Source organism: Asanoa siamensis (assembly GCF_016862555.1).
Lineage (GTDB): Bacteria > Actinomycetota > Actinomycetes > Mycobacteriales > Micromonosporaceae > Asanoa > Asanoa siamensis.
The window spans coordinates 17,853-39,519 of sequence record NZ_BONE01000073.1; the positions used below are offsets into that span (position 1 = coordinate 17,853).

The 21,667-nt window shown below is 73.0% G+C and carries 19 protein-coding genes and 2 pseudogenes; 20 read left to right on the forward strand and 1 reads right to left on the reverse strand.

All coding sequences use genetic code 11. The features are described from left to right. The first annotated feature begins 8 nt into the window (after positions 1-8). The 15 genes and pseudogenes from Asi02nite_RS32115 to Asi02nite_RS32185 all read left to right on the forward strand — a co-directional run bounded on the left by Asi02nite_RS32115 (position 9) and on the right by Asi02nite_RS32185 (position 15,924). On the forward strand, positions 9-1,568 hold the full coding sequence (locus tag Asi02nite_RS32115; RefSeq protein ID WP_203717763.1) for a UDP-N-acetylmuramoyl-L-alanyl-D-glutamate--2,6-diaminopimelate ligase: 1,560 nt from the start codon (positions 9-11) through the stop codon (positions 1,566-1,568). Further along, positions 1,565-2,953, forward strand: coding sequence for a UDP-N-acetylmuramoyl-tripeptide--D-alanyl-D-alanine ligase (locus tag Asi02nite_RS32120; RefSeq protein WP_203717764.1), 1,389 nt, complete (start codon positions 1,565-1,567; stop codon positions 2,951-2,953). The genes Asi02nite_RS32115 and Asi02nite_RS32120 overlap by 4 nt, the downstream gene beginning before the upstream one ends. Then, complete coding sequence (gene mraY, locus Asi02nite_RS32125; RefSeq protein ID WP_203717765.1) at positions 2,950-4,083, forward strand: phospho-N-acetylmuramoyl-pentapeptide-transferase; 1,134 nt, start codon at positions 2,950-2,952, stop codon at positions 4,081-4,083. Before Asi02nite_RS32120 ends, mraY begins: the two co-directional genes overlap by 4 nt. A gap of 67 nt (positions 4,084-4,150) precedes the next feature. Then, the gene (locus tag Asi02nite_RS32130; RefSeq protein ID WP_239127314.1) at positions 4,151-5,551 is read left to right on the forward strand and encodes an FtsW/RodA/SpoVE family cell cycle protein; all 1,401 of its coding nucleotides are present in this window, start codon (positions 4,151-4,153) and stop codon (positions 5,549-5,551) included. Continuing rightward, on the forward strand, positions 5,551-6,660 hold the full coding sequence (gene murG, locus Asi02nite_RS32135) for an undecaprenyldiphospho-muramoylpentapeptide beta-N-acetylglucosaminyltransferase (protein ID WP_203717766.1): 1,110 nt from the start codon (positions 5,551-5,553) through the stop codon (positions 6,658-6,660). Before Asi02nite_RS32130 ends, murG begins: the two co-directional genes overlap by 1 nt. Before the next feature lie 24 nt (positions 6,661-6,684). Next, positions 6,685-8,154 carry a UDP-N-acetylmuramate--L-alanine ligase gene (murC, locus tag Asi02nite_RS32140; protein WP_373312365.1) on the forward strand — a complete coding sequence of 490 codons (1,470 nt, stop codon included), beginning with the start codon at positions 6,685-6,687 and terminating at the stop codon, positions 8,152-8,154. Further along, the gene (locus Asi02nite_RS32145; RefSeq protein WP_203717767.1) at positions 8,154-8,939 is read left to right on the forward strand and encodes a cell division protein FtsQ/DivIB; all 786 of its coding nucleotides are present in this window, start codon (positions 8,154-8,156) and stop codon (positions 8,937-8,939) included. The genes murC and Asi02nite_RS32145 overlap by 1 nt, the downstream gene beginning before the upstream one ends. Positions 8,940-9,129: 190 nt before the next feature. Further along, complete coding sequence (gene ftsZ / locus Asi02nite_RS32150; protein ID WP_203717768.1) at positions 9,130-10,239, forward strand: cell division protein FtsZ; 1,110 nt, start codon at positions 9,130-9,132, stop codon at positions 10,237-10,239. 12 nt (positions 10,240-10,251) lie between these two features. After that, entirely contained in the window at positions 10,252-10,971 is a 720-nt protein-coding gene (locus Asi02nite_RS32155; protein WP_203717769.1) for a YggS family pyridoxal phosphate-dependent enzyme, read from the forward strand. A 196-nt stretch (positions 10,972-11,167) separates the two neighbouring features. Further along, on the forward strand, positions 11,168-11,896 hold the full coding sequence (locus Asi02nite_RS32160; protein ID WP_203717770.1) for a cell division protein SepF: 729 nt from the start codon (positions 11,168-11,170) through the stop codon (positions 11,894-11,896). Positions 11,897-11,941: 45 nt separating this feature from the next. Then, entirely contained in the window at positions 11,942-12,235 is a 294-nt protein-coding gene (locus tag Asi02nite_RS32165; RefSeq protein WP_203717771.1) for a YggT family protein, read from the forward strand. A gap of 51 nt (positions 12,236-12,286) precedes the next feature. Then, positions 12,287-13,099, forward strand: coding sequence for a DivIVA domain-containing protein (locus tag Asi02nite_RS32170; protein WP_203717772.1), 813 nt, complete (start codon positions 12,287-12,289; stop codon positions 13,097-13,099). A gap of 142 nt (positions 13,100-13,241) precedes the next feature. Continuing rightward, positions 13,242-13,427, forward strand: a pseudogene (locus Asi02nite_RS42835) (hypothetical protein); the annotation flags it as partial. A 710-nt stretch (positions 13,428-14,137) separates the two neighbouring features. Continuing rightward, complete coding sequence (locus tag Asi02nite_RS32180) at positions 14,138-14,428, forward strand: DUF167 domain-containing protein (RefSeq protein ID WP_203717774.1); 291 nt, start codon at positions 14,138-14,140, stop codon at positions 14,426-14,428. Next, positions 14,425-15,924, forward strand: coding sequence for a potassium/proton antiporter (locus tag Asi02nite_RS32185; protein ID WP_203717775.1), 1,500 nt, complete (start codon positions 14,425-14,427; stop codon positions 15,922-15,924). The genes Asi02nite_RS32180 and Asi02nite_RS32185 overlap by 4 nt, the downstream gene beginning before the upstream one ends. Positions 15,925-16,773: 849 nt before the next feature. On the opposite strand, the gene Asi02nite_RS32190 is transcribed toward Asi02nite_RS32185, so the two are convergent. Continuing rightward, positions 16,774-17,778, reverse strand: a complete 1,005-nt coding sequence (locus Asi02nite_RS32190; protein WP_203717776.1) for a hypothetical protein — start codon at positions 17,776-17,778, stop codon at positions 16,774-16,776. Here Asi02nite_RS32190 and Asi02nite_RS32195 point away from each other — a divergent pair. From Asi02nite_RS32195 to Asi02nite_RS41965, 5 genes and pseudogenes are all read left to right on the forward strand, one after another. Next, complete coding sequence (locus tag Asi02nite_RS32195) at positions 17,777-18,199, forward strand: TraR/DksA family transcriptional regulator (protein WP_203717777.1); 423 nt, start codon at positions 17,777-17,779, stop codon at positions 18,197-18,199. The two genes, Asi02nite_RS32190 and Asi02nite_RS32195, sit on opposite strands and share 2 nt — an antisense overlap. 143 nt (positions 18,200-18,342) lie before the next feature. Next, positions 18,343-19,002: a signal peptidase II gene (gene lspA, locus Asi02nite_RS32200; RefSeq protein WP_203717778.1), complete on the forward strand. Its 660-nt coding sequence runs from the start codon at positions 18,343-18,345 to the stop codon at positions 19,000-19,002. Positions 19,003-19,040: 38 nt separating this feature from the next. Next, positions 19,041-19,919 (forward strand): RluA family pseudouridine synthase, encoded by an 879-nt coding sequence (locus tag Asi02nite_RS32205; RefSeq protein WP_203717783.1) that lies wholly within the window; start codon positions 19,041-19,043, stop codon positions 19,917-19,919. A 27-nt stretch (positions 19,920-19,946) separates the two neighbouring features. Next, complete coding sequence (locus Asi02nite_RS32210; RefSeq protein WP_203717779.1) at positions 19,947-20,897, forward strand: hypothetical protein; 951 nt, start codon at positions 19,947-19,949, stop codon at positions 20,895-20,897. Between the two features lie 280 nt (positions 20,898-21,177). Next, positions 21,178-21,667, forward strand: a pseudogene (locus Asi02nite_RS41965) (hypothetical protein); the annotation flags it as partial.

Below are 21,667 nucleotides of genomic sequence, written 5' to 3' on the forward strand. Positions count from 1 at the left end.
GCGTGGGTATGCGGAAGCCGGGCGCGGACCGGGTAGGGTCTGACGCCGTGCCCGGCAATCCGCGCCCCAGCGCCGTCGCTCCCGTCCGGCTCGCCGATCTGGCGGCCCTGGTCGGCGCCGCCGCGCCCGCGACAGACGTCCAGGTCACGGGCATCACGCACGCCAGTGGCGAGGTGCGCCCCGGTGATCTCTACGCGGCGCTGCCCGGCGCCCGCCGGCACGGTGCCGAGTTCGTGCCGGCCGTCGCCGCGGCCGGAGCGGTCGCGGTGCTCACCGACGCCGCCGGTGCGCCGGCCGCCGCCGCGGCGGGGCTGCCGGCGATCGTGGTCGACGACCCGCGCGAGGCGCTCGGCGCGGTCGCGGCGGCCGTCTACGGCGACCCCACGGCCGGCCTGGTGATCATCGGTATCACCGGCACCGCCGGCAAGACCTCGACGGCCTACCTGGTCGAGTCCGGCCTGCGCGCGGCCGGCCACGTGACCGGCCTGATCGGCACCGTCGAGACCCGGCTGGGCGACCTCGTGATCGACAGCGTCCGCACGACGCCCGAGGCGACCGACCTGCACGCGCTGCTCGCCGCCGCCCGGGAGCGCGGCGTGACCGCCGTGGTCATGGAGGTCTCCAGCCACGCGCTGGCGATGGGCCGGGTCGGCGGGGTGCGGTTCGCGGTCGGCGGCTACACCAACTTCGGCCAGGACCACCTCGACTTCCACGCCGACCGCGACGACTACTTCGCTGCCAAGGCGAAGCTGTTCGACGGGCGCTGCCGGGTCGAGATCCTCAACTTCGACGACCCGGCCCTGCTGCCGCTGCGCAGGCCCACCACGGTGACCTACTCGGCCGCCGGCGACCCGGCCGCGACCTGGTGGGCCGACGGCGTGGTCGACGCGGGCTACGGCCAGGCGTTCACCGCGCACGGGCCGAGCGGGGTGGCCGTGGACGCGGGAGTGGCGCTGCCCGGGCTGCACAACGTGGCCAACGCGCTGCTCGCCGTCGCTTCGCTGGTGGCGGTCGGGGTCGACCCCGTGACCGCCGCGGCCGGCGTCGCCGCCTGCAAGGGGGTGCCCGGCCGGCTCGAGGTCGTCGAGGCGCCCGGCCCGGTGCTCGGCGTCGTCGACTACGCGCACAAGCCCGACGCGATCGTCGCGGCGCTGCGGGCGCTGCGGGCCCGCGCCGAGTCCCGTGGCGGCCGGCTGATCTGCGTGATCGGCGCCGGCGGCGACCGGGACCGCGGCAAGCGCCCGCTGATGGGCGCGGCGGCGGCCGAGGGCGCCGACCTGGTGCTGGTCACCGACGACAACCCGCGCACCGAGGACCCGGCGGTGATCCGCGCCGAGGTGCTGGCGGGCGCCTCCGGGCCGGCGGTCGTGGAAGAGGTCACCGGCGGGCGGCGCGCGGCGATCGACGAGGCCGTGCGCCGGGCCGGCGAGGACGACGTGATCGCGGTGCTCGGCAAGGGGCACGAACGAGGGCAGGAGGTGGCCGGCGTGACGCACCCGTTCGACGACCGGGTCGAACTCGCGGCGGCGCTCCGCGCCCGGTTCGGCCACCTGGTGGGTCAGCGATGATCCGGATGCGCCTCGACGAGGTGGCCGCCGCGACCGGGGGCCGGCTCTCCGGAGCGGACCCGGCGGCCGAGGTGACCGGCCCGGTCGAGTACGACTCCCGCAAGGTGGCCGCGGGCGGCCTGTTCGTGGCGTTCGCGGGCGAGCAGGTCGACGGGCACGACTACGCCGCGGCGGCCGTCGCCGCGGGCGCCACGGCGGTCCTGGGCACCCGGGCGGTCGACGGCGTGCCGATGGTGCTGGTCGACGACCCGCTGGCGGCCCTGGCCGGGCTGGCCCGCACGGTGCTGACCCGGCTGCCCGACCTGTGCGTGATCGGCCTGACCGGCTCGTCCGGCAAGACGACCACCAAGGACATGGTCGCCCAGCTCGCCGCCCGGCTCGGCCCGACGGTGGCGCCGCCCGGATCGCTCAACAACGAGCTCGGCTTCCCCTACACGGTGCTCAAGGCCGACGAGCAGACCCGCTACCTCGTGCTGGAGATGGGCGCGCGGGGGATGGGCCACATCAGCTACCTCGCGGGCATCGCCAAGCCGCGGGTCGGCGTCGTGCTCAACGTCGGCACCTCGCACATCGGCGAGTTCGGGTCGGTCGAGAACATCGCCACGGCCAAGGGCGAGCTGGCGGAGGCCGTACCCGTGGACGGGGTGGCGATCCTCAACGCCGACGACGAGCGGGTCCGGAAGATGGCCGTGCGTACCCGGGGCAAGGTGGTCCTGGTCGGCGAGGCGCCGGACGCGGACGTGCGGGCGGAGGACGTGACCGTGGACGCGCGCGGACTGGCGTCGTACACGTTGCGGGTGGCCCGGGGCAGCGTGCCGGTGTCGCTGCGGGTGCCCGGCCGGCACCAGGTCGGCAACAGCCTGGCCGCCGCGGCGGTGGCCCGCGAGCTGGGCATGCCGCTGCGCGAGCTGGGCGAGGCCCTGGGTGAGCTGGGGATCCGTTCGGTCCGCCGGATGGACGTGTTCGAGCGGCCGGACGGGATCACCGTCATCGACGACTCCTACAACGCCAACCCGGCGTCGATGTCCGCGGCGCTGCGGGCGCTGGCGGCGATGGGCGAGGGACGGCGTACCGTCGCGGTGCTCGGTTACATGGCCGAGCTGGGCGATTTAGAACGATCCGGACACGAAGAGGTCGGGCGGCTCGCCGCCGAGCTGGGCGTCGACCGACTGGTCGTGGTCGGCACGGCGGCCGGGGCGATCCACGACGGCGCGACCGCCCATCCGGGCTGGGGAGGTAGGTCCGTGGTGCTGGGCGACCAGGTGGCGGTGATCGACGCGCTCCGCGCCGATCTGCGGCCGGGCGACGTGGTGCTGGTGAAGGGCTCCCGGTACCGCACCTGGGACGTGGTCGACGCCCTGCGCGTGGACGGGACCCCGGCGTGAGGGCGGTCATCGTCGCCATCGCGGTGGCGTTCCTCGTCTCGCTGTTCTGCACCCCGATCGCGATCAAGGTGTTCACCCGGCTCAAGGCCGGCCAGCCGATCCGGTCCGACGGCCCGCAGATGCACATGGGCAAGAAGGGCACGCCGACGATGGGCGGCGTGGTCTTCATCGTGGCCACGATCATCGCGTACGTGGCGGGGCACATCGCCCTGACCACGCTCCCGAGCCAGCAGATCTTCCAGGTCGGCCCGACGATCACCGCGCTGGTGCTGCTCGGCCTGCTGGTGTTCAGCGGCGCGGTCGGCTTCATCGACGACTTCCTGAAGGTCCGCCGGCGCCACAGCGGCGGCCTCAACAAGCGCGGCAAGCTGCTCGGCCAGCTCCTGGTCGGCGCCACGTTCGGCATCGTCGCCCTCTACTTCCCGAGCACGATGCTCGACACGCAGGGCAGCCGCACCAACACCGAGACGGTCGGCAGCACCGCGCTCTCGTTCATCCGCGAGGTGAGCTGGCTCGACGTCGGCAAGGTCGGCTCGGTCATCGTCTTCGTGCTGGTCGTGCTCGCCTCGACCAACGGCGTCAACCTGACCGACGGCCTCGACGGCCTGGCCACGGGCGCGTCGACGATGGTGCTCGGCGCGTACGCGTTGATCGCGTTCTGGCAGTACCGGCACTGGTGCGCCGACCCGAGCTACGTGACCAAGCCCGACACCTACTGCTACGCCGTACGGGATCCGCTCGAGATAGCCCTGATAGCCGGGGCCGCCGCGGGGGCCTGTGTGGGCTTCCTGTGGTGGAACACGTCCCCGGCCCGGATCTTCATGGGCGACACCGGCGCGCTCGGCCTGGGTGGCCTGATCGCCGGCATGGCGATGTCGACCCGCACGGTGCTGCTGCTGCCGATCATCGGCGGGCTCTTCGTGATCATCACGATGTCGGTGGTCATCCAGATCATCTCGTTCCGGACCACGGGCAAACGCGTGTTCCGGATGTCGCCCCTCCAGCACCACTTCGAGCTGGCGGGCTGGAGCGAGGTCAACATCGTGGTCCGGTTCTGGATCGTCGCCGGCATCGGCGTCGCGATGGCGCTGGGCCTCTTCTACAGCGACTTCCTCGCCGCGACGAGTTAGGCAACCGGGTCCGACACGCCGAAAGTTTCTCCGCTGTCCGGGCGCGCCGAGCGTCGATGATGGGCCGGTGGGGGAGGAAGCGAAAGCGGGTCACGCGGGCCGGTCGGTGTTCGACGGCGGTGTGGCCGCGCTGCGCGGGCTGCTCGCCCGCCCGCTGGCGTCCTACTACCTGTTGATCTCCAGCGCCGGCCTGCTGCTGATCATCGGCCTGACGATGGTCTTCTCGGCGACCGGTCCGCGGGACATCGAGGACGGCAACGCCTTCTCGGCGCTGGCCAAGCAGGGCCTGTTCGCGGTCGTGGGCATCCTCGCGTTCTGGATCTGCCAGCGGCTGCCGGCCCGTACCTTCCGGGCGTTGGCCGTGCCGGTCCTCGGCGTGTCGGTGGCGCTGCTGCTCTTCCTCAACGGGTTGAACGCGCTGGCCGCGATCCGGGAGGTCAAGGAGATCCAGCTCGGCCCGATCGAGAGCGACTTCCTCTGGCTGCACATCGGCCCGATCCAGGTGCAGCCCTCGGAGTTCGTCAAGGTCGGCCTGATCCTCTGGGGCGCCGACGTGATCAGCCGCAAGGGCCCGGCGCTGAGCTACTGGCGCGAGCTCGTCATGCCGCTGTTCCCGGTGGTCGCCCTGCTGTTCGTGCTGGTCGGCTACAACGACCTCGGCACCATGCTGATCCTGCTCGCCATCGTGGTCGGCATGCTCTGGGCCGCCGGCGTGCGGATGCGGGTGTTCGCCAGCCTGTCCGCGATCGGCCTGGCCGGCATCGGCCTGCTGATCGCGGCCGCCTCCCGGGGCGGCGGCTCCGACGGCGGGGACGGCGGCAACTACCGGTTCGCCCGGTTGCTCACCTTCGTCAACCCGCCGGCCGACTGCGCGGACGCCGGCTGCTACCAGGGCATCCAGGCCCGGTACGCGATCGACAACGGCGGCTGGTTCGGCGTCGGCCTGGGCCAGGGCCGGCTCAAGTGGAACTGGCTGCCGGAGGCCAACAACGACTTCATCTTCGCCGTGGTCGCCGAGGAGCTCGGCGTCGTGGGCTGCGCGGTGATCCTCGCGCTGTTCGGCGTGCTGGCCTACACGGGGCTGCGGATCGCCCGGCGCGTCGACGACCCGTTCCGCCGGCTCGTCGCCGCCGCGATCACCACCTGGCTGATCGCCCAGGCCCTGGTCAACATCGGTGGCGTCGTCGGCCTGCTGCCGATCACCGGGCTGCCGCTGCCCTTCATCTCCGACGGCGGCAGCGCCCTGGTGGTGACCCTCGCCGGTGTCGGCATGCTCGCGTCGTTCGCCCGGGCCGAACCCGATGCCGCCCGTGCCCTGCATGCCCGCCCGCCGGCCCGCTGGGTCCGACTACTCTGGGCCCCGCTGCCTCCGTTGCCACCGGCTCCGAAGGCCAGCCGCCCGACCGCGCCCGCGGCCGGGCGCGCCGCGCGTGACCGCGCCGGCGTGGGTGGCGAGAGGAGACGGTGATGGGTCCGCTGCGGTCGGTCGTGCTGGCTGGTGGAGGGACGGGTGGGCACATCTACCCGTTGCTCGCCTTCGCCGACTGTCTGCGCCGGCACGATCCATCGGTCCGGATCACCTGCCTCGGCACGCCGAAGGGCCTGGAGAACGACCTGATCCCGCCGGCCGGCTACGACCTGCGGCAGATCCCGGCGTTCCAGCTGCCCCGGTCGCTCAACATGGCCCTGCTGCGCACCCCCGACCGGATGCTGACCTCGTCCCGCGCGGCCGGCAAGATCCTCGACGAGGTCCGGGCCGACGTGGTGGTGGGCTTCGGCGGCTACGTCTCGGTGCCCGGCTACCTGGCCGCGTGGCGCCGCGAGACGCCGATCGTGATCCACGAGGTCAACGTGCCGCCGGGCGTGGCCAACCGGATGGGCATGCGGTTCACCAAGCACGTGGCCGTCGGCTTCCCGCACCAGCCGCGCCAGGCCGACTCGCTGCGCGACGCGCGGGTGGTCGGCGTGCCGCTGCGCAGCTCGATCGCCCACCTCGACCGGCGCGCCGCGGTCGCCCACGCCCGCTACCGCCTGGGCCTGCGCCCCGACCTGCCGGTGCTGTTCGTCTCCGGCGGCTCGCAGGGCGCCCGCTCGATCAACCTGGCCGTCGCCGGCGCCGCCAAGGAGCTGTCCCGCGCGGGCATCCAGGTGCTGCACGTGATCGGCGCCCGTAACGAGCCGGTCTCGGTGCCGCACGACCTGCCGGTGCCCTACGTGACCGTGCCCTACCTGAGCGAGATGGAGCTCGGCTACGCGGCCGCCGACATGATGCTCAGCCGGGGCGGCGCGATGACCGTCGCCGAGGTGTGCGCGATCGGCCTGCCGACGATCTTCGTGCCCTACCCCTACAGCAACCAGGAGCAGAGCCGCAACGCGCAGCCGGTGGTCGACGCGGGCGGCGGCCTGCTGGTCGACGACGGCGAGATGACCCCGGCGTGGGTCGAGCGCACGGTGATCCCGCTGATGCGCGACCCGCACCGGCTGGCCGCGATGGGCCACGCGGCGGCGGGCTACGGCCGGCGCGACGGTGACGAGGCGCTGCTCGACTTCGTTTACGAAGCGGCGACCCGCGGCTGAGAGTGACTTTGACGAGAGCGAGGCATGGTGGCAGGGCTCAACATCGCTGATTTCACCCCGGCCGGCACGGTGGCCGCGGAGGACCTCGGCACGGTGCACCTGATCGGCGTGGGCGGGGTCGGCATGAGCGGGCTCGCCCGCCTCCTGCTGACGCGCGGCATCCCGACGTCCGGCAGCGAGCTGCGGGACTGGCCGGCGCTGGCCGGGCTGCGCGCCCTCGGCGGCACCATCCACATGCGGCACGTGCCGGAGAACCTCGACGGCGTCGACACGGTCGTCTACTCGACCGCGATCCCGCAGGACCACCTGGAGCTCGAGGAGGCGCGCCGGCGGGGCCTGCGGATCATGCACCGGTCCGAGGCGCTCGCGGCCGCGATGACCGGGCGGCGCACGGTCGCGGTGGCCGGCACGCACGGCAAGACGACCACCACCTCGATGATCACGCTGATCCTGCAGCACGCCGGGCTCGACCCGTCGTTCGTGATCGGCGGCGAGATCTCCGAGGCCGGCTCCAACGCCCACCACGGCACCGGCGACCTGTTCGTGGCCGAGGCCGACGAGAGCGACCGGTCGTTCCTGCTCTACCGGCCGTTCGTGTCGATCATCACGAACATCGACGCGGACCACCTGAACACCTACGGCGACCTGGCGGGTCTCGAGGCCGCGTTCCTGGAATATGCCCGGCTGACCGACCCGGCCGGCTTCATCGTGACCTGCGCCGACAACGAGGGCACCCGCCGGCTCGCGGCGACGCTGCGGGCGGAGGGCCGCCGGGTCGTCACCTACGGCACCGCCGGCGACGCCGACCTGCGGCTGTCCGACATCTCCTCGTCCGTGCTCGGGGTCCGTTACCAGGCGGTGCTGCACGGCGCGCCGGTCGGCGAGATCCGGCTGCCGGTGCCGGGCGGGCACTTCGGGCTCAACAGCGCGGCCGCCGTGCTCGCCGCGGTCGAGCTGGGCGTGGCGCTGCCGGTCACCGTCGAGGCGCTGGCCGCCTTCCCGGGCGTGCGCCGCCGCTTCGAGCGCAAGGGCGTCGCCAACGGCGTCGTCGTCTACGACGAGTACGCGTACCACCCGGTGTCGGTCACCGCGGCCCTGGAGACGCTGCGCGAGGTCGCGTCCGGCGGGCGCCTGGTGGTGGTGTTCCAGCCCTACCGGGTCTACCGCACCCGCGACATGGAGGCCGAGCTCGCCGCGGCGCTGGCCATCGCCGACGAGGCGATCGTGCTGGAGGTCTTCGGCCCGGGCGAGACCCGCGGCCCGGGGGAGGGCGGCGTCGCGCTGACCGCGGCGATCGACCTGCCGGCCGCGCACAAGGTGTTCGTGCCCGACTGGGACGCGGTGCCGGCCGAGGTGGTCCGCCGGGCGCACCCCGGCGACCTGGTCGTCACCATGGGCGCGCCACCCAGCTCGCTGCTCGGTGACGAGCTGCTCGCGGCGCTGTCGGCGGCCGACGGCGCCTCCGCTGGTTCGGTGTCACCGGTCGCGGGCTGATGACCGTCCGGCCGGGCGGGACCGCGCCGGAGCGGCGCCGCTGGACCCTGGTCCGGGCCGGCAGCGACGCGGTGCCGTCCTCGGTGCGCCGGTTCATGCAGCGGGCCCGCCGCCGCCGGGTGCGGGCCGCCCTACCGTGGGCGGCCGCCCTGGCCGTGCTGGTGCTGCTCGGCCTGCCGGTCTGGCTGGTGCTCGGCACGGGCCTGCTCGGCGTGCGCACGGTCGCGGTCGACGGCACGTCACTGGTCACGCCCGACGAGGTGCGCACGGCGGCCGCCGTGCCGGCCGGCGACCCGCTGGCCCGGGTCGACCTGGCGGCCGTGGCCGCGCGGGTGGGCACGCTGGCGCCCGTGGAGAAGGCGACCGTCACCCGGGACTGGCCCAACGGGCTGCGCATCGAGGTCGTCGAGCGCAGCCCCGAGGCGGTGGCGACGGCCGGCAAGCGGTTCGTCGTGGTCGACCGGTTCGGGGTGGCGTTCCAGGACCTGCGCCGCCGACCGGCCCACCTGCCGCTGGTGCGGATCACGGACCCGCGCGGCAACGTCGACGGCGTACGCGGTGCGGTCGAGGTGATCGCCTCGCTCACGCCGGCCCTGCGCCGGCAACTGGTCGAGGTCGGGGTGTCGGGGCCGGCGCGGATCACGCTCAAGCTGACCGGCGGCCGTACCGTCGTCTGGGGCGACGCGAGCCGCAGCGCGGCGAAGGCGACCGTCACCGCGGGGCTGTTGCAGCGGGACGGAAAGACGATCGACGTCAGCGATCCCGAGGTCGTCACGATCCGCTGAAGAAATACCGCGTGGCGACACGCCGTACCGCTTCCTTGGATCACGGTCGTGTCCCGCTTACGTTGCCCCAGAGGCCGACCAGTTGACATAACTCTAAGCCTCTAGTAGAGGGTGAGGGTTTCCCCCTTGCCCTTCGCGTAGCGGCGGCATGCCGCGGTCCGCCCGCACACGGGAAGGGAAGGCATCCCCGATGACTCCTCCGCACAACTACCTGGCGGTCATCAAGGTCGTCGGCATCGGTGGCGGTGGCGTCAACGCCGTCAACCGGATGATCGAGGTCGGCCTGAAGGGCGTCGAGTTCATCGCCATCAACACCGACGCGCAGGCGTTGCTGATGAGCGACGCCGACGTCAAGCTCGACGTCGGCCGTGAGCTGACCCGCGGCCTCGGCGCCGGTGCCAACCCCGACGTCGGCAAGAGTGCCGCCGAGGACCACCGCGACGAGATCGAAGAGGTGCTCAAGGGCGCCGACATGGTCTTCGTGACGTGCGGCGAGGGCGGCGGCACCGGCACGGGCGGCGCCCCGGTCGTCGCCAACATCGCCCGCAAGCTCGGCGCGCTGACCATCGGCGTGGTCACCCGGCCGTTCTCGTTCGAGGGCAAGCGCCGCCAGGTGCAGGCCGAGGCCGGCATCGACGAGCTGCGCAACCAGTGCGACACGCTGATCGTCATCCCGAACGACCGGCTCCTGGCGCTCGGCGACCGCGGCATCAGCATGATGGACGCGTTCCGCCAGGCCGACCAGGTGCTGCTCTCCGGTGTCCAGGGCATCACCGACCTGATCACCACGCCCGGCCTGATCAACCTCGACTTCGCCGACGTCAAGAGCGTCATGAGCGGCGCCGGCAGCGCGCTGATGGGCATCGGCAGCGCCCGCGGCGACAACCGCGCCGTGGAGGCCGCCGAGGCGGCCATCTCCAGCCCGCTGCTCGAGCAGAGCATGGACGGCGCGCGCGGCGTGCTGCTCTCCATCGCCGGCGGCTCCGACCTCGGCCTGTTCGAGATCAACGACGCGGCGCAGCTCGTCACGGACGCGGCCCACCCCGACGCGAACATCATCTTCGGCGCGGTCATCGACGACGCGCTCGGCGACGAGGTGCGGGTCACCGTGATCGCGGCGGGTTTCGACGGCGGCACGCCCGCCTACAAGCCGGCCGAGGTGCGCAAGGTCGCTCAGCCCCAGCCTGTCTCGCCGGCGCCGGTCGAGCCGACGCCGCCGCCGGTCGCACCGACCCAGCCCGCCCGGCGGGTCCTGTTCGACGACGTGGACGTCCCCGACTTCCTGAAGAACGGCTCTTAATACGCTCCTCGGGTGACTGCTGTTGACGACACCCGGCGCGCCGAGCTGGCAGCCAACCTGGCACGGGTCCGTGCCAGGATCGACGCCGCCCGCTCGGCCGCCGCGCGTACCGACGAGGTCACCCTGGTCGCGGTCACCAAGACCTACCCGGCGAGCGACGTCGCGTTGCTGGCCGACCTGGGTGTCGCCGACGTCGGCGAAAACAAGGACCAGGAGGCGGCGCCCAAGGCGGCCGGCATCGGCGGACGGGTGCGCTGGCACTTCGTGGGCCAGCTCCAGCGCAACAAGGCGAAGTCGGTCAGCGCGTACGCCGACGTGGTGCAGTCCGTCGACAGCGTCCGCCTCGCGGCGGCGCTCGACCGGGGCGCGGCCGGCCACGGCCGCGTGCTCGACGTGCTGATCCAGGTGAGCCTGGACGGCGACCCCGCGCGGGGCGGCGCGCTGCCCGGCTCGGCCGACCCGGACCGTGGTCTGGGCGCGGCGGCGGCCGCGGTAGCCGGCGCTTCGGCACTGCGGCTCGCGGGCCTGATGGCCGTCGCGCCGCTGGGTGCGGAGGCCGACGACGCGTTCGCGCGGCTCGCCGCGATCGCCGCGGACTTCCGAGTCGATCATCCGACAGCCACGGTCCTGTCGGCGGGAATGTCCGATGACCTGGAAAGCGCCGTTTCGCACGGCGCGACACATGTGCGGATAGGTAGCGCGTTGCTCGGTAAGCGTCACTACCTGGGGTAGCCTGACGGCGGACACCAAACTACATCGGTGTTGTTTTCCATGCCGAGCTTCGCAGCGCCGGGGGGCGCGCCGTCAACCGGGAGGGTGACGGCAACGGAAGGTCGACCTGGTGCCGATGCATAGGCGGAGTCCACGCGCGTGACAGTGGCTCGTGCAGGGGGGCACGTTCCACACGGCGGACGGAGGGGCGCGGCACATGGGAGCGTTGCGAAAGGCGGGCGTCTGGCTCGGTCTGGTCGAAGAGGAAGACGACGACCAGACCTATGACGAGGGCTACGACGGCCGGTCGAGCCGGTCCGGCAGCAGCCGGTCCGGCGATGCCGGTTACCGCGAATCACGCTACCGGTCCAACCGGTACGCCGACGAGTTCGCCGACGACGAGGACGAGGCCGACGAGGCGCCGGCGGTGCCGCGGGCGCGCTCGACCCGGCACACCGACCGGGGGCCGAGCCGGCTCGAAGCGGCCGAGGCGGAGCTCGCCGAGGCCCGGGAGAGCCGGGCCCTCGAACGCTCCAGCGTGCGTTCGATCACCCGCGCGCCGGCTCCGGAAAGTCCGTCTCAGGTGAATTACCCCACTCGCGACAATCTCGCCCTGGCTCCCCAGGTGCAGTTGCGCGAGCGCGCGGTGATCGCCGACGACGAGCAGCGATACCAGATCACCACCCTGCACCCGACCACCTATCGCGAGGCCCGCACCATCGGTGAGCATTTCCGGGACGGCGTTCCGGTGATCATCAACCTCACCGAAATGGATGAGTCGGATGCCCGCCGTCTGGTGGATTTTGCGGCGGGGTTGGCCTTTGGTTTGCGGGGTACGATCGAGCGCGTTACCAACCGGGTGTTTCTGCTCTCACCGGCCAACGTCCAAGTCACCGCAGAGGACAAGGCGAAGATCGCTGAGGGCGGGTTCTTCACCCTGCCGTAGCCCTTGAGCAGGGCAGAGTCGGCCTGACGGAGGGTCCTGCGAGTCGTGTTGTCGATTCTGTTCCAGGTGCTCTACCTGCTGTTGTACTTCTTCCTGATCGTGCTGCTGGCCCGTTTCGTATTGAGCGCTGTGCTCCAATACGGCCGTCGCTGGCAACCGAGGCGAGGTGCGGCCGCCGGACTGGAAGTGGTGTGGAGCGTCACCGATCCGCCCCTCAAGGCGTTGAGGCGTGTGATCCCACCACTGCGGATCGGTAACCTCAGCATCGACCTCGCCTCCCTTGTGCTCTTGGTTATCCTGTTCGTGCTGATGAGATTCGTGGTGCAGCCCTGGATCTGACACACGGTCTGACCAGGAGCTACGCGGCCGCAACTGACCCGAGGAGTTTCGATGCCGCTTACACCGGCCGACGTGCACAACGTCGCCTTCAAGAAACCCCCGATCGGCAAACGGGGGTACGACGAGGAGGAGGTCGACGCGTTCCTCGATGAGGTCGAGCGCGAGCTCGCCCGTCTGATCGAGGAGAACAACGAGCTGCGCGCTCAGGTCGAGCGTGGCGGTCCCCGTGGCGGCGCGCCAGCCGGCCCGGGTGCCGACCCGCGCATGGCCGCGGAGCTCAACGACCTCAAGGCCCAGATCGACCGGGTCCAGCGTGACAAGGCCGCCGCTGAGCAGGCCGCCCGCGCCATGCAGGGCGAGCTCGAGCAGATGCGTGCCCAGGGCGCCCCGGTGGTGGGTGGCGACGGCGAGCAGCAGGCCCTCCGGGTCCTGATGATGGCCCAGCGCACGGCCGACGACCACGTGTCCGACGCCCGGCGTGAGGCCGACAAGCTGCTCTCCGACGCGCGCACCAAGGCCGAAGAGGTCACTCGCGAGGCGCGGGCCAAGGCCGACGCGCTCGAGCGTGACGCGCGGCAGCGGCACCAGGAGGCCATGGGCGGCCTCGACGCCAAGCGCACCGCACTGCAGAAGCACATCGAAGAGCTCAAGCAGTTCGAACGGGAGTACCGCACCCGGCTCAAGGCCTACCTGGAGAGCCAGCTGCGCGACCTCGACGGTCGCGGCCAGGGGCTCGAGGCCGAGATGTCCCGGACCGACGGCAATCGGTCCGTGACCTCCGGCGCACCGGGTCTGGCCACCGCCGGTCTGGCGGGCTCCTACGGCGGCGGGGGACGTTCCGGTTCCCTCGAAGCCGGTCGCTGAGCCTTCGGCAGACGACGGTTCCGTAGCCCAACCGGGGGCGGGCATGCGTCCCCCGGACGGTGCCGTGTCTCCGGCGTACCCGGGTCCCCCCGGGGGCACGCCGGACCCACGACATCTATACAGAAAGCGGCGGGGGTGAGCCGTGATCGTTGCAAGTTTGGTGCTCATCCTCGGTGCTGTCACGCTGCTCGTGCTCGGACTCGCAGGTGGTTCGAGCGTGTTGCTGGTCATCTCGATCGCGGCGAGTCTGTTCGCCGCTGTCGCGCTCGTCGTCGGCGCCCGCCAGGCCGCCGCCGCACGGGCCCGGACCAGCTACGCGGATGACGAGCGGTTCAAGCGTGCCGGCGACGAGGATGACTCGAGAGTGTTCCACCACCGCTCGACGGCCAGGGGCAGCGATCCCGGCCGCCGGCGGGCGACCGCATGGGGGGCGGACGAGACGTCCGTCGCGGTCGCCGACCCCGTCGTCCCACCGAGCGTGCCCAACCAGGGCGCCTACCGGTCGGGCGAGGGCACGGAGTACGGCCGCCGCCGCGCGGCGGCCGCCACCGTCGACGAGCCGGGGGGCCTTGTCGACGACCGGACCGGCCAGTACGACCAGGGCTTCGCCGACCTGCGCGGCGACAGTGCGCCGCAGTGGCCCGGTCAACAGCAGCAACCGCCACCGCAGCAGGCGTACGCCGCGGCGGCGCCGGACGACGACGATGACGATGACGACGACGAGGACCCACCGGACGAGCCGGCGGCCCAGTTCGTCTCGGCCGCGGACGCGGCCCGGGTGGCACGGATGTCCGCGCCCGTCCTCGTGATCGACGGACGGCCGCGCTACCACATCTCGGGTTGCGTCCACCTGCTCGGCCGCGAGAGCGAGCCGTTGCCGGTGAGCGAGGCGGCTGATCTCGGCTTCACGCCGTGCAGCCTCTGCGAGCCGGACAGCGCCCTCCTCGCGGGGGCCCGCCGGGTCTGACTGCCTTTCGGTTCGATCGCCTTTGTAGAAGGGCATCCGTTGCACGGATGCCCTTCTTGGCACAATGAGGCATGGTCGTGATCGCCGTCCGGGTCAAACCGGGCGCTTCGCGTGCCCGGGTGGGTGGCCGGCACGACGGGCCGCACGGCCCGGCGCTCGTCGTCGCGGTGACGGCGCCCGCGGTCGACGGCCGGGCGACCGAGGCGGCCCGGCTCGCGGTGGCCGACGCGCTGGGGGTCCGGCGCGCCGACGTCGCCCTGCGGACCGGGGCGGCCAGCCGCGAGAAGCTCTTCGCGGTCGACGTCCCCGACGGTGCCGTCACGCTCGACCGGTTCGCCGTCCTCCGCGACGCGGGGACGTGACCGAGGACCTCAACCTCGCCCTGCTGCTGGGGGCGGGGGTGCTGCTCGTGGCGGTCGCCGCGGTGCGGCTGTCGTCCCGCCTCGGCCTGCCGAGCCTCCTGGTCTACCTGGCGCTCGGGCTGCTGATCGGCGAGTCCGGTCTGGGCATCCAGTTCGAGGACGCCTCGCTGACCCGGACCCTCGGTTTCGCCGCGCTGATCGTGATCATCGCGGAAGGCGGCCTGACCGCGCGGTGGGCGACGTTGCGCCCGGTGTTGGGCGTCTCGCTGACCCTGGCCACGGTCGGCGTGGCGGTGAGCATCGCGGTGGTGGGCGTCGCCGTACACGCGCTGCTCGACCTGGACTGGCGACTCGCGCTGCTCTACGGCGCGGTCGTCTCGTCGACGGACGCGGCCGCGGTCTTCGCCACCTTGCGCAAGCTGCGCCTGCCGGCGCGGCTGGTCGCCGCCGTCGAGGCCGAGTCCGGCATCAACGACGCGCCGGTCGTGCTCGTCGTCGTGCTGCTCTCCACCATCGGGCCGTTCGCCCACCCCTGGTGGTGGGAGCTGCTCCTGATCTTCTACGAGCTCGTCGCGGGCGGAGCGATCGGCCTCGTCGTCGGCCTGGGCGGCGTGTGGGTGCTGCGCCGCGCGGCGCTGCCGTCGTCCGGGCTCTACCCGATCGCGGTGGTCGGCCTGACCGCGCTCGCCTACGCGGCCGGCGCGGTCGCGCACGCGTCCGGTTTCCTCGCGGTCTACACGGCCGGCGTGGTGATCGGCAACGCCCGGCTGCCGCACCGCCAGCAGATCCTGGGTTTCGCCGACGGGTTGGCCTGGGTCGCGCAGATCGGCCTGTTCGTGCTGCTCGGCCTGCTCGCGTCGCCGGCCCGGCTCGACGACGTGCTCGTCCCGGCGGTGGTGGTCGGCATCGCGCTGGTGTTCTTCGCCCGGCCGCTGTCGGTGCTGATCTCCGCGACCCCGTTCCGGGTGCCGCTGCGCGCACAGGCGTTCCTCGCGTGGGCCGGCCTGCGCGGTGCGGTGCCGGTCGTGCTGGCGACCATCCCGCTGTCGTACGGCACGCCCGGCGCGGCCCGGCTCTTCGACGTCGTGTTCGTGCTCGTGTTGATCTTCACGGTGCTCCAGGCCACGACGATCGCGCCGGTCGCCCGGGCCCTGAAGGTCACGGCGCCGGGGGAGGCCGCGGAGCTGCGGGTGGAGACGGCACCCCTGGAACGGATGGGCGCGGACCTGTTGCAGCTCGAGGTGCCGGCGGGCTCGATGCTCTCGGGCGTACACCTCGACGAGCTACGCCTCCCGGTCGGCGCCGCGGTGACCCTTGTGCTCCGCGACGGCGTGGGTTTCGTACCCGCGCCCGACACGCGCCTCAAGGTCGGCGACAGCCTGTTGATCGTGGCGACGGCCGCGGTCCGGGACGCCACGGAACGCCGCCTCCGCGCGGTGAGCCGGCGAGGACGATTGGCCCGCTGGTTTGCCGAGTACGGGGAGGAAAGGGGCTGACCATCAGTTAAGGTTCCTTTTGCCCCGATTGCCGGTCAATCATGGGTGGAACTGGCGGAATCGGTGCGGCATGTTGTCGGACGTCTTCACGTTCCGTACTCTTGCCAATCTCCGGAGTGCGCGGCGGCCCGCCGCGCGCCCGTTTTGCACGTGGGGGAACGTGATGGCCGACCGCGCGAGCATCGCCCGGAAAGCACCGGCCTCGGCCGGCGCGCCGGGTTCGCGCGCGGCGACGCCACCCCCGGACCGCACCCGCCGCCGTCCCACTGGGCGGGACGGCGCCAAGATCGCGCGCGGTCCTGCGAGCGGGACCCCGGACGCGCGTGATCGATCGACCGACGTGCCCACGCCCCGCCCGGACGCCACCCAGCCGAAGCCGCCTGCCGACCGCCGGTCCGGGCTTCGCCCGGACCCAGCGGGCCGGCCGCCTACGACCGACGGTTCGGCCTCGACCTCGGGCGCGCGGGGCAGGTCCGGATCCACCGCGGATGCGGACGCCGGCCGGCCGAAGGCCGGGTCGCGGACCGATTCAGGATTCGCGGACGTGACGCCCGGTCGGGTGGCCGTTCCGGCGGAGCGCAGCAGCAGGACCGTGACCACGGCTCGGGTCGAGCCGGCGGCGGGGTCGTCGCGAGCCCGCCGGAAGGCTGTTGTCGCCGCCGAAGGCGGGTCCGGGCGCAAGGCGACCAAGGCCGGTGCCGCTAAGAAGGCGGGCGCGGCTAAGAAGGCCCCCGCCAAGGCCGCCGCCGCGAAGTCGACCCCGAACGGGGCGAAGGCTGTAGAGAAGAAGGCGACCGCGCGCAAGGAGACAGCGGCGCGGACGGTCGTGCCGGCCGAAGCGGCGTCTGCTCAGCAGGCCGAGAAGGCCGCGCCGGCGGCGAAGGCCACGGCGAAGGCGACCGCCGCCAAGGCTGCGGCTGGCAGGACCACGGCGACCCCCGCGAAGACCGCCGAGAAGGCGACCTCCGCCAAGGCCACGTCGGCGAAGGCGGCGCCCGCGCAGCGGGCCGCGAAGGCGGCGCCGGGTAAGGCAGCGGCGAAGGCCGCTCCCGCCAAGGCCACGAAGGCGGCCCCGGCCGAGGCGAGGGCGAAGGCCGCGCCGGCGAAGGCCGCGAAGGCGGCCCCCGCCGGGACCGCGGCGAAGGCCGCCCCCGCGCCGCGGGCCGAGAAGGCAGCGCCGGCGAAGGCCGCGCCCGCCAAGGACGCCGCGAAGGCGGCAGGGAAGACCGCGCCCGGTAGGAAGGCCGCCGCCGACGGTCCCGCCAAGGCGACCGGGAAGACCGCGCCAGGTAAGAAGGCCGCCGCCCAGGGTCCCGCGAAGGCGACCACCGATGAGGCCGGCGCCGGCGCGAAGAAGGCCGCTCCGCGGAAAAAGGCGGCCGCGAAGAAGGCCGCCCCGGCGAAGGTTGCCAAGAAGGCCGCGCCGGCGAAGAAAGCGGGTGCCAGGGCGGTCGCGCGGAAGAGCGCAACCACCGCGACGCCGCCCGAGGTGACTCCGGACGCTGCCGACCTGCCCCCGAAGGCGGCGCCCGCGCGTAAGGCTTCGACGAAGAAGGCAGCGAAGGCTCGTGGTGGTGCCGCGCAGGCGCGTACCGCCGCGGGGAAGGAAGCCGCGCCAACGGCGGCGGCGGCGTCGGACCGTGGAGGCCGCGCCGCGCCGGCCGGACGCGGGTCGAAGGCCGGGTCCCGGACCCGTGCCACCAGGTCGGAGGCGGGCGCCGCGCGGGCGCCGGCCGGAGCCGACACCTCGATCCAGACCGGGTCTGCCGATCCGGTCGCGTCGCGGAGGAAGCGTTCCTCCTCCGCGGCGGCAGCACAAACCGCCGCGGGGGCCGCGGCTGAGGGAGAAGCCATGGTGAAGCCAGCCGACACGAAGACCGCCGCTAGCCGCAAATCGGCGCCCAAGGGCACCCGGTCCGCCGCGGAGACTGAGAAGATCCGTGCGGCGCTCTCGGCCCGGCGGGAAGAGTTGACGATCGAGCACAGCCAGACGTTGACCGAGATCACCGTCCTGCAGCGCGACCGGTTCACCGACTCGGCGGGCGACGACCAGGCCGACACCGGCACCAAGACGTTCGAGCGCGAGCAGGAGATCACCCTCGCCAACAGCATCCTCGACCGGATCAGCCAGGTCGAGCGGGCGCTGGAGCGGCTCGAAGAGGGCAACTACGGCTGGTGCGAGCGGTGCGGCAACCCCATCCCCGTCGAGCGGCTCGCCGCTTTCCCCTCGGCGACCCTCTGCGTCACCTGCAAGCAGTTGGAGGAGCGCCGGTAGTCCCGGCGCCCGCGCACTCGCGTAGAGTTGCCCGGCCGGGCCGTGCACCCGCGGCCTGACCGGGCAACCTCGCATATGGGGCACCCGGCGACCACCAGCCGACGAGGAAGCAGGCCGAGCTGAACGCCGCCGAAGAGGGACAGATGACCGCGACCGAGCCCGCGGGCGAAGACCAGACCCCGGCGCCGCGGGTACGCGCCCGGCGGGTGGCCGTCTGGTCCCTGGTGGGCGTCGCCGCCTTCATCATCCTGCTCGACCAGCTCACCAAGCACTTCGCCACCGAGGAGCTGACCGACCGGGGCCCGGTGCGGATCCTCGGCGGGCTCGTCTACCTCAGCCTGATCCGCAACAGCGGCGCCGCGTTCAGCCTGGCCAGCGGCCACACCTGGATCTTCCCGTTGATCGCCCTCGCGGTGCTCGCGTGGATCACCTGGATGGCGTTCAAGCTGCGTTCGATGCCCTGGGCGATAGCCCTCGGCCTGGTCGCCGGCGGCGCGCTGGGCAACTTCATCGACCGGCTGTTCCGCGCGCCCGGCCCGTTCCAGGGCCACGTGGTCGACATGATCAGCCTGTTCGCGCCGTACGGCGAGAAGTTCGCGGTCTTCAACATCGCCGACAGCGCCCTGAGCTGCGGCGTCGTGCTGGCGATCATCCTGGAGTTCAGCGGCCGGCAACGGGACGGCACACGGATCCCGCTGCGCAAGGCCAAAACGGCCGCCGGCAAGGACGACAGCGCCGGGAAGACCGACGACCCAGACAGCGGTACGGCCGGCGACGGCGCACCGGGGTCGGGCGACAAGTGACCTCACGCGCCCTGCCCGTGCCGGACGGTCTCGACGGCATGCGGCTCGACCAGGCCATCTCCCGCCTCTTCGGGCTGTCCCGCACCGCCGCCGCGGCCATCGTCGAAGCCGGTGACGCGGTCGTCGACGGCACCCCGCGCCCCAAGTCCGACAAGGTCTCCGCCGGCGCCTGGCTCGAGGTCACGCTCCCAGAACCCCAGTCCGAGGCCGCCGTCGTGCCGCAGGCGGTCCCCGGGCTGCAGGTCGTCTACGCCGACGACGACATCGTGGTGGTCGACAAGCCCGTCGGCGTCGCCGCGCACCCGAGCCCGGGCTGGACCGGCCCGACCGTGGTCGGCGGCCTGGCCGCGATCGGCCACCGGATCTCGACCAGCGGGGCCGCCGAGCGGCAGGGCGTCGTGCACCGGCTCGACGTCGGCACCAGCGGGCTGATGGTGGTGGCCAAGAGCGAGCGCGCGTACACCTCCTTGAAAAGGGCCTTCAAGGTCCGCGAGGTGGAGAAGCGCTACAGCGCCGTCGTGCAGGGCCACCTCGATCCGCTGCGCGGGACCATCGACGCGCCGATCGACCGGCACCCGCACCACGACTACCGGTGGGCGGTCGTCTCGGGCGGGAAGCCGAGCGTCACCCACTACGACACGCTCGAGGCGTTTCCGGCCGCCAGCCTGATCGACGTGCGACTGGAGACCGGCCGTACACATCAGATCCGGGTGCATTTTTCCGCTCTGCGGCATCCGTGCGTCGGTGACCTGACCTACGGCGCCGACCCGACGCTCTCCGCCCGGCTGGGTCTGAGCCGGCAGTGGCTGCACGCCCGGGCGCTCTCCTTCGTGCACCCCGGCACAGGCGACGAGGTGCTCTTCGAGAGCAGCTACCCTGACGACCTGCGGCACGCGCTCGACATCCTGCGCGACTGAGCCGGCACCTACCGGGGGGAGGGGATCGTGCGCTTCGACGACCTGCTCCGCCGGATCGACGACGCGGTCGTCCCACCGCTCGGTCGCGTGCTCGACCGGCTCCGCCGGCCGACCGGCCACACCGGCCTGTTGACCGCGGTCGCCCTGGTCTCCGTGACCGCCGTGCTGGCGACCGCCGTCTGGGTGGCCGAGCGGCCCCACGACACCCCGCAGCCCGGTGACGTCGTGCGGGTCGGCGTGCCCGACGGCATCTCGGTGCCGAGCTACCTCGCCGAGTCGCGGCGCGAGCTCGACGCGCTGCCGGCGCACGGCTTCACCGAGGGTGACCCGTACGCGTTGGTGATGTTCTCCGCCTATCTCGCTCCGGACCGGCTCCCGACGGTGCTCGCCGACGCGCCGGTGTCCGAAGTGTTCACCCGGGTGCCGCTGCCTGGCATGCAGACCCAGATCGCCCGCATGCCCGTGCGGCACGTGCCCGACGACGTGGTCGCCGGGATGATCCGGTTCGCGGAGCGCAAGGAGCGCGAGGCGCACGACTACCAGGAGCGCGCGGCGGAGGTCGTCGGAACACCCGACGAGGAAAAACTACGTCCCGTGTACGAGACAGCGGCGCGGGTGGCGATCGCCGAGGCGACCGCATACCGTACCCATTGCTCATGTATCTACGCGGCGGTCCTGCGCGCGGCGGCGCCCGATCTCAAGCGCCTCGCCGCGCGACCGGGCGTGCGCGCGGTCGACCCGGCACCCGAGGTGCGCTCGCTCGACCGCGCGGTGTTCCTGCCGCCGCTGCCGGACCCGGACGGCCCGGAGACGACGCCGGGCCCGACCGCACCGCCGCCGTCGCCGGTGGAGCCGACCGTGTCGCCGGAGCCGGCACCGACGGAGCCACCCGGCGAGGAGGCACCGCAACCGACCGCCGAACCGCCGACCCCGGGGCCGACGGGACTGGTCAGCACGGGTTCACCGGAGCCGGGGTAATCGTGGAGTGGCCCACATCCGGTGACCGGCCCGGCACGTTGGACCAGTCCGAGGGTGCGCCATGTGCACAGTGGGGATATGCGTCCTGGTGCGGGCCGCATAGGGTTGCGTCGTAGCCGGATCTGTCGAGCGGGAGAACGCGTCGGGAGGGCGAGGCGTGGAGGGCACCGAAACCGGATGGGGTCGATCGGCTGAGCCGGCCCCACGGTGGCGGGCACTCCTCGACCGTGCGCTCCTCGGGGGCCGCACCGGGGAAAACCACGAGGTCCGGGAGGCCCGGGTGGCCGCGCCGCGGACGCCGATGGACCGTCAGGCGCCGCCGGCTCCGGTCGCGCCGCCCGCTCCGGTCGCGCCGGTCAACGGCTTCCAGGGCCGCGCCGTGGCGCCGGTGGCCTACCCGCCGGAGCGGCGCTATCCGCCCGAGCAGGAGTCCTACCTGCCACCGGCCCAGGAGTCCTACCAGCCGCCGGTGCAGGAGTCCTACCAGCCGCCGCCGCAGGAGAGCTACGAGCCGACGTCCTACCGGTCGACGGGCACCTACTACGGCGAGACCGACTACGGGTACGGGACCGGTTACGTCGAGCCCGGCTACGTCCCCGACCGGTTCGACGGTGGCGACTACGCCGAGCCCTACCGGGGTGGCGGCTACGAGTCCTACGCCCGGGCCGAGCCGCGGCTGGCCGAGCCGCCGCCCGCTCCGCCGCCACCGCTGCCGCCGGTCGCCGCCGAGCCGGCGGGGCTCGAGTGGCGCGCGCCCGCCGCGGCGGCGG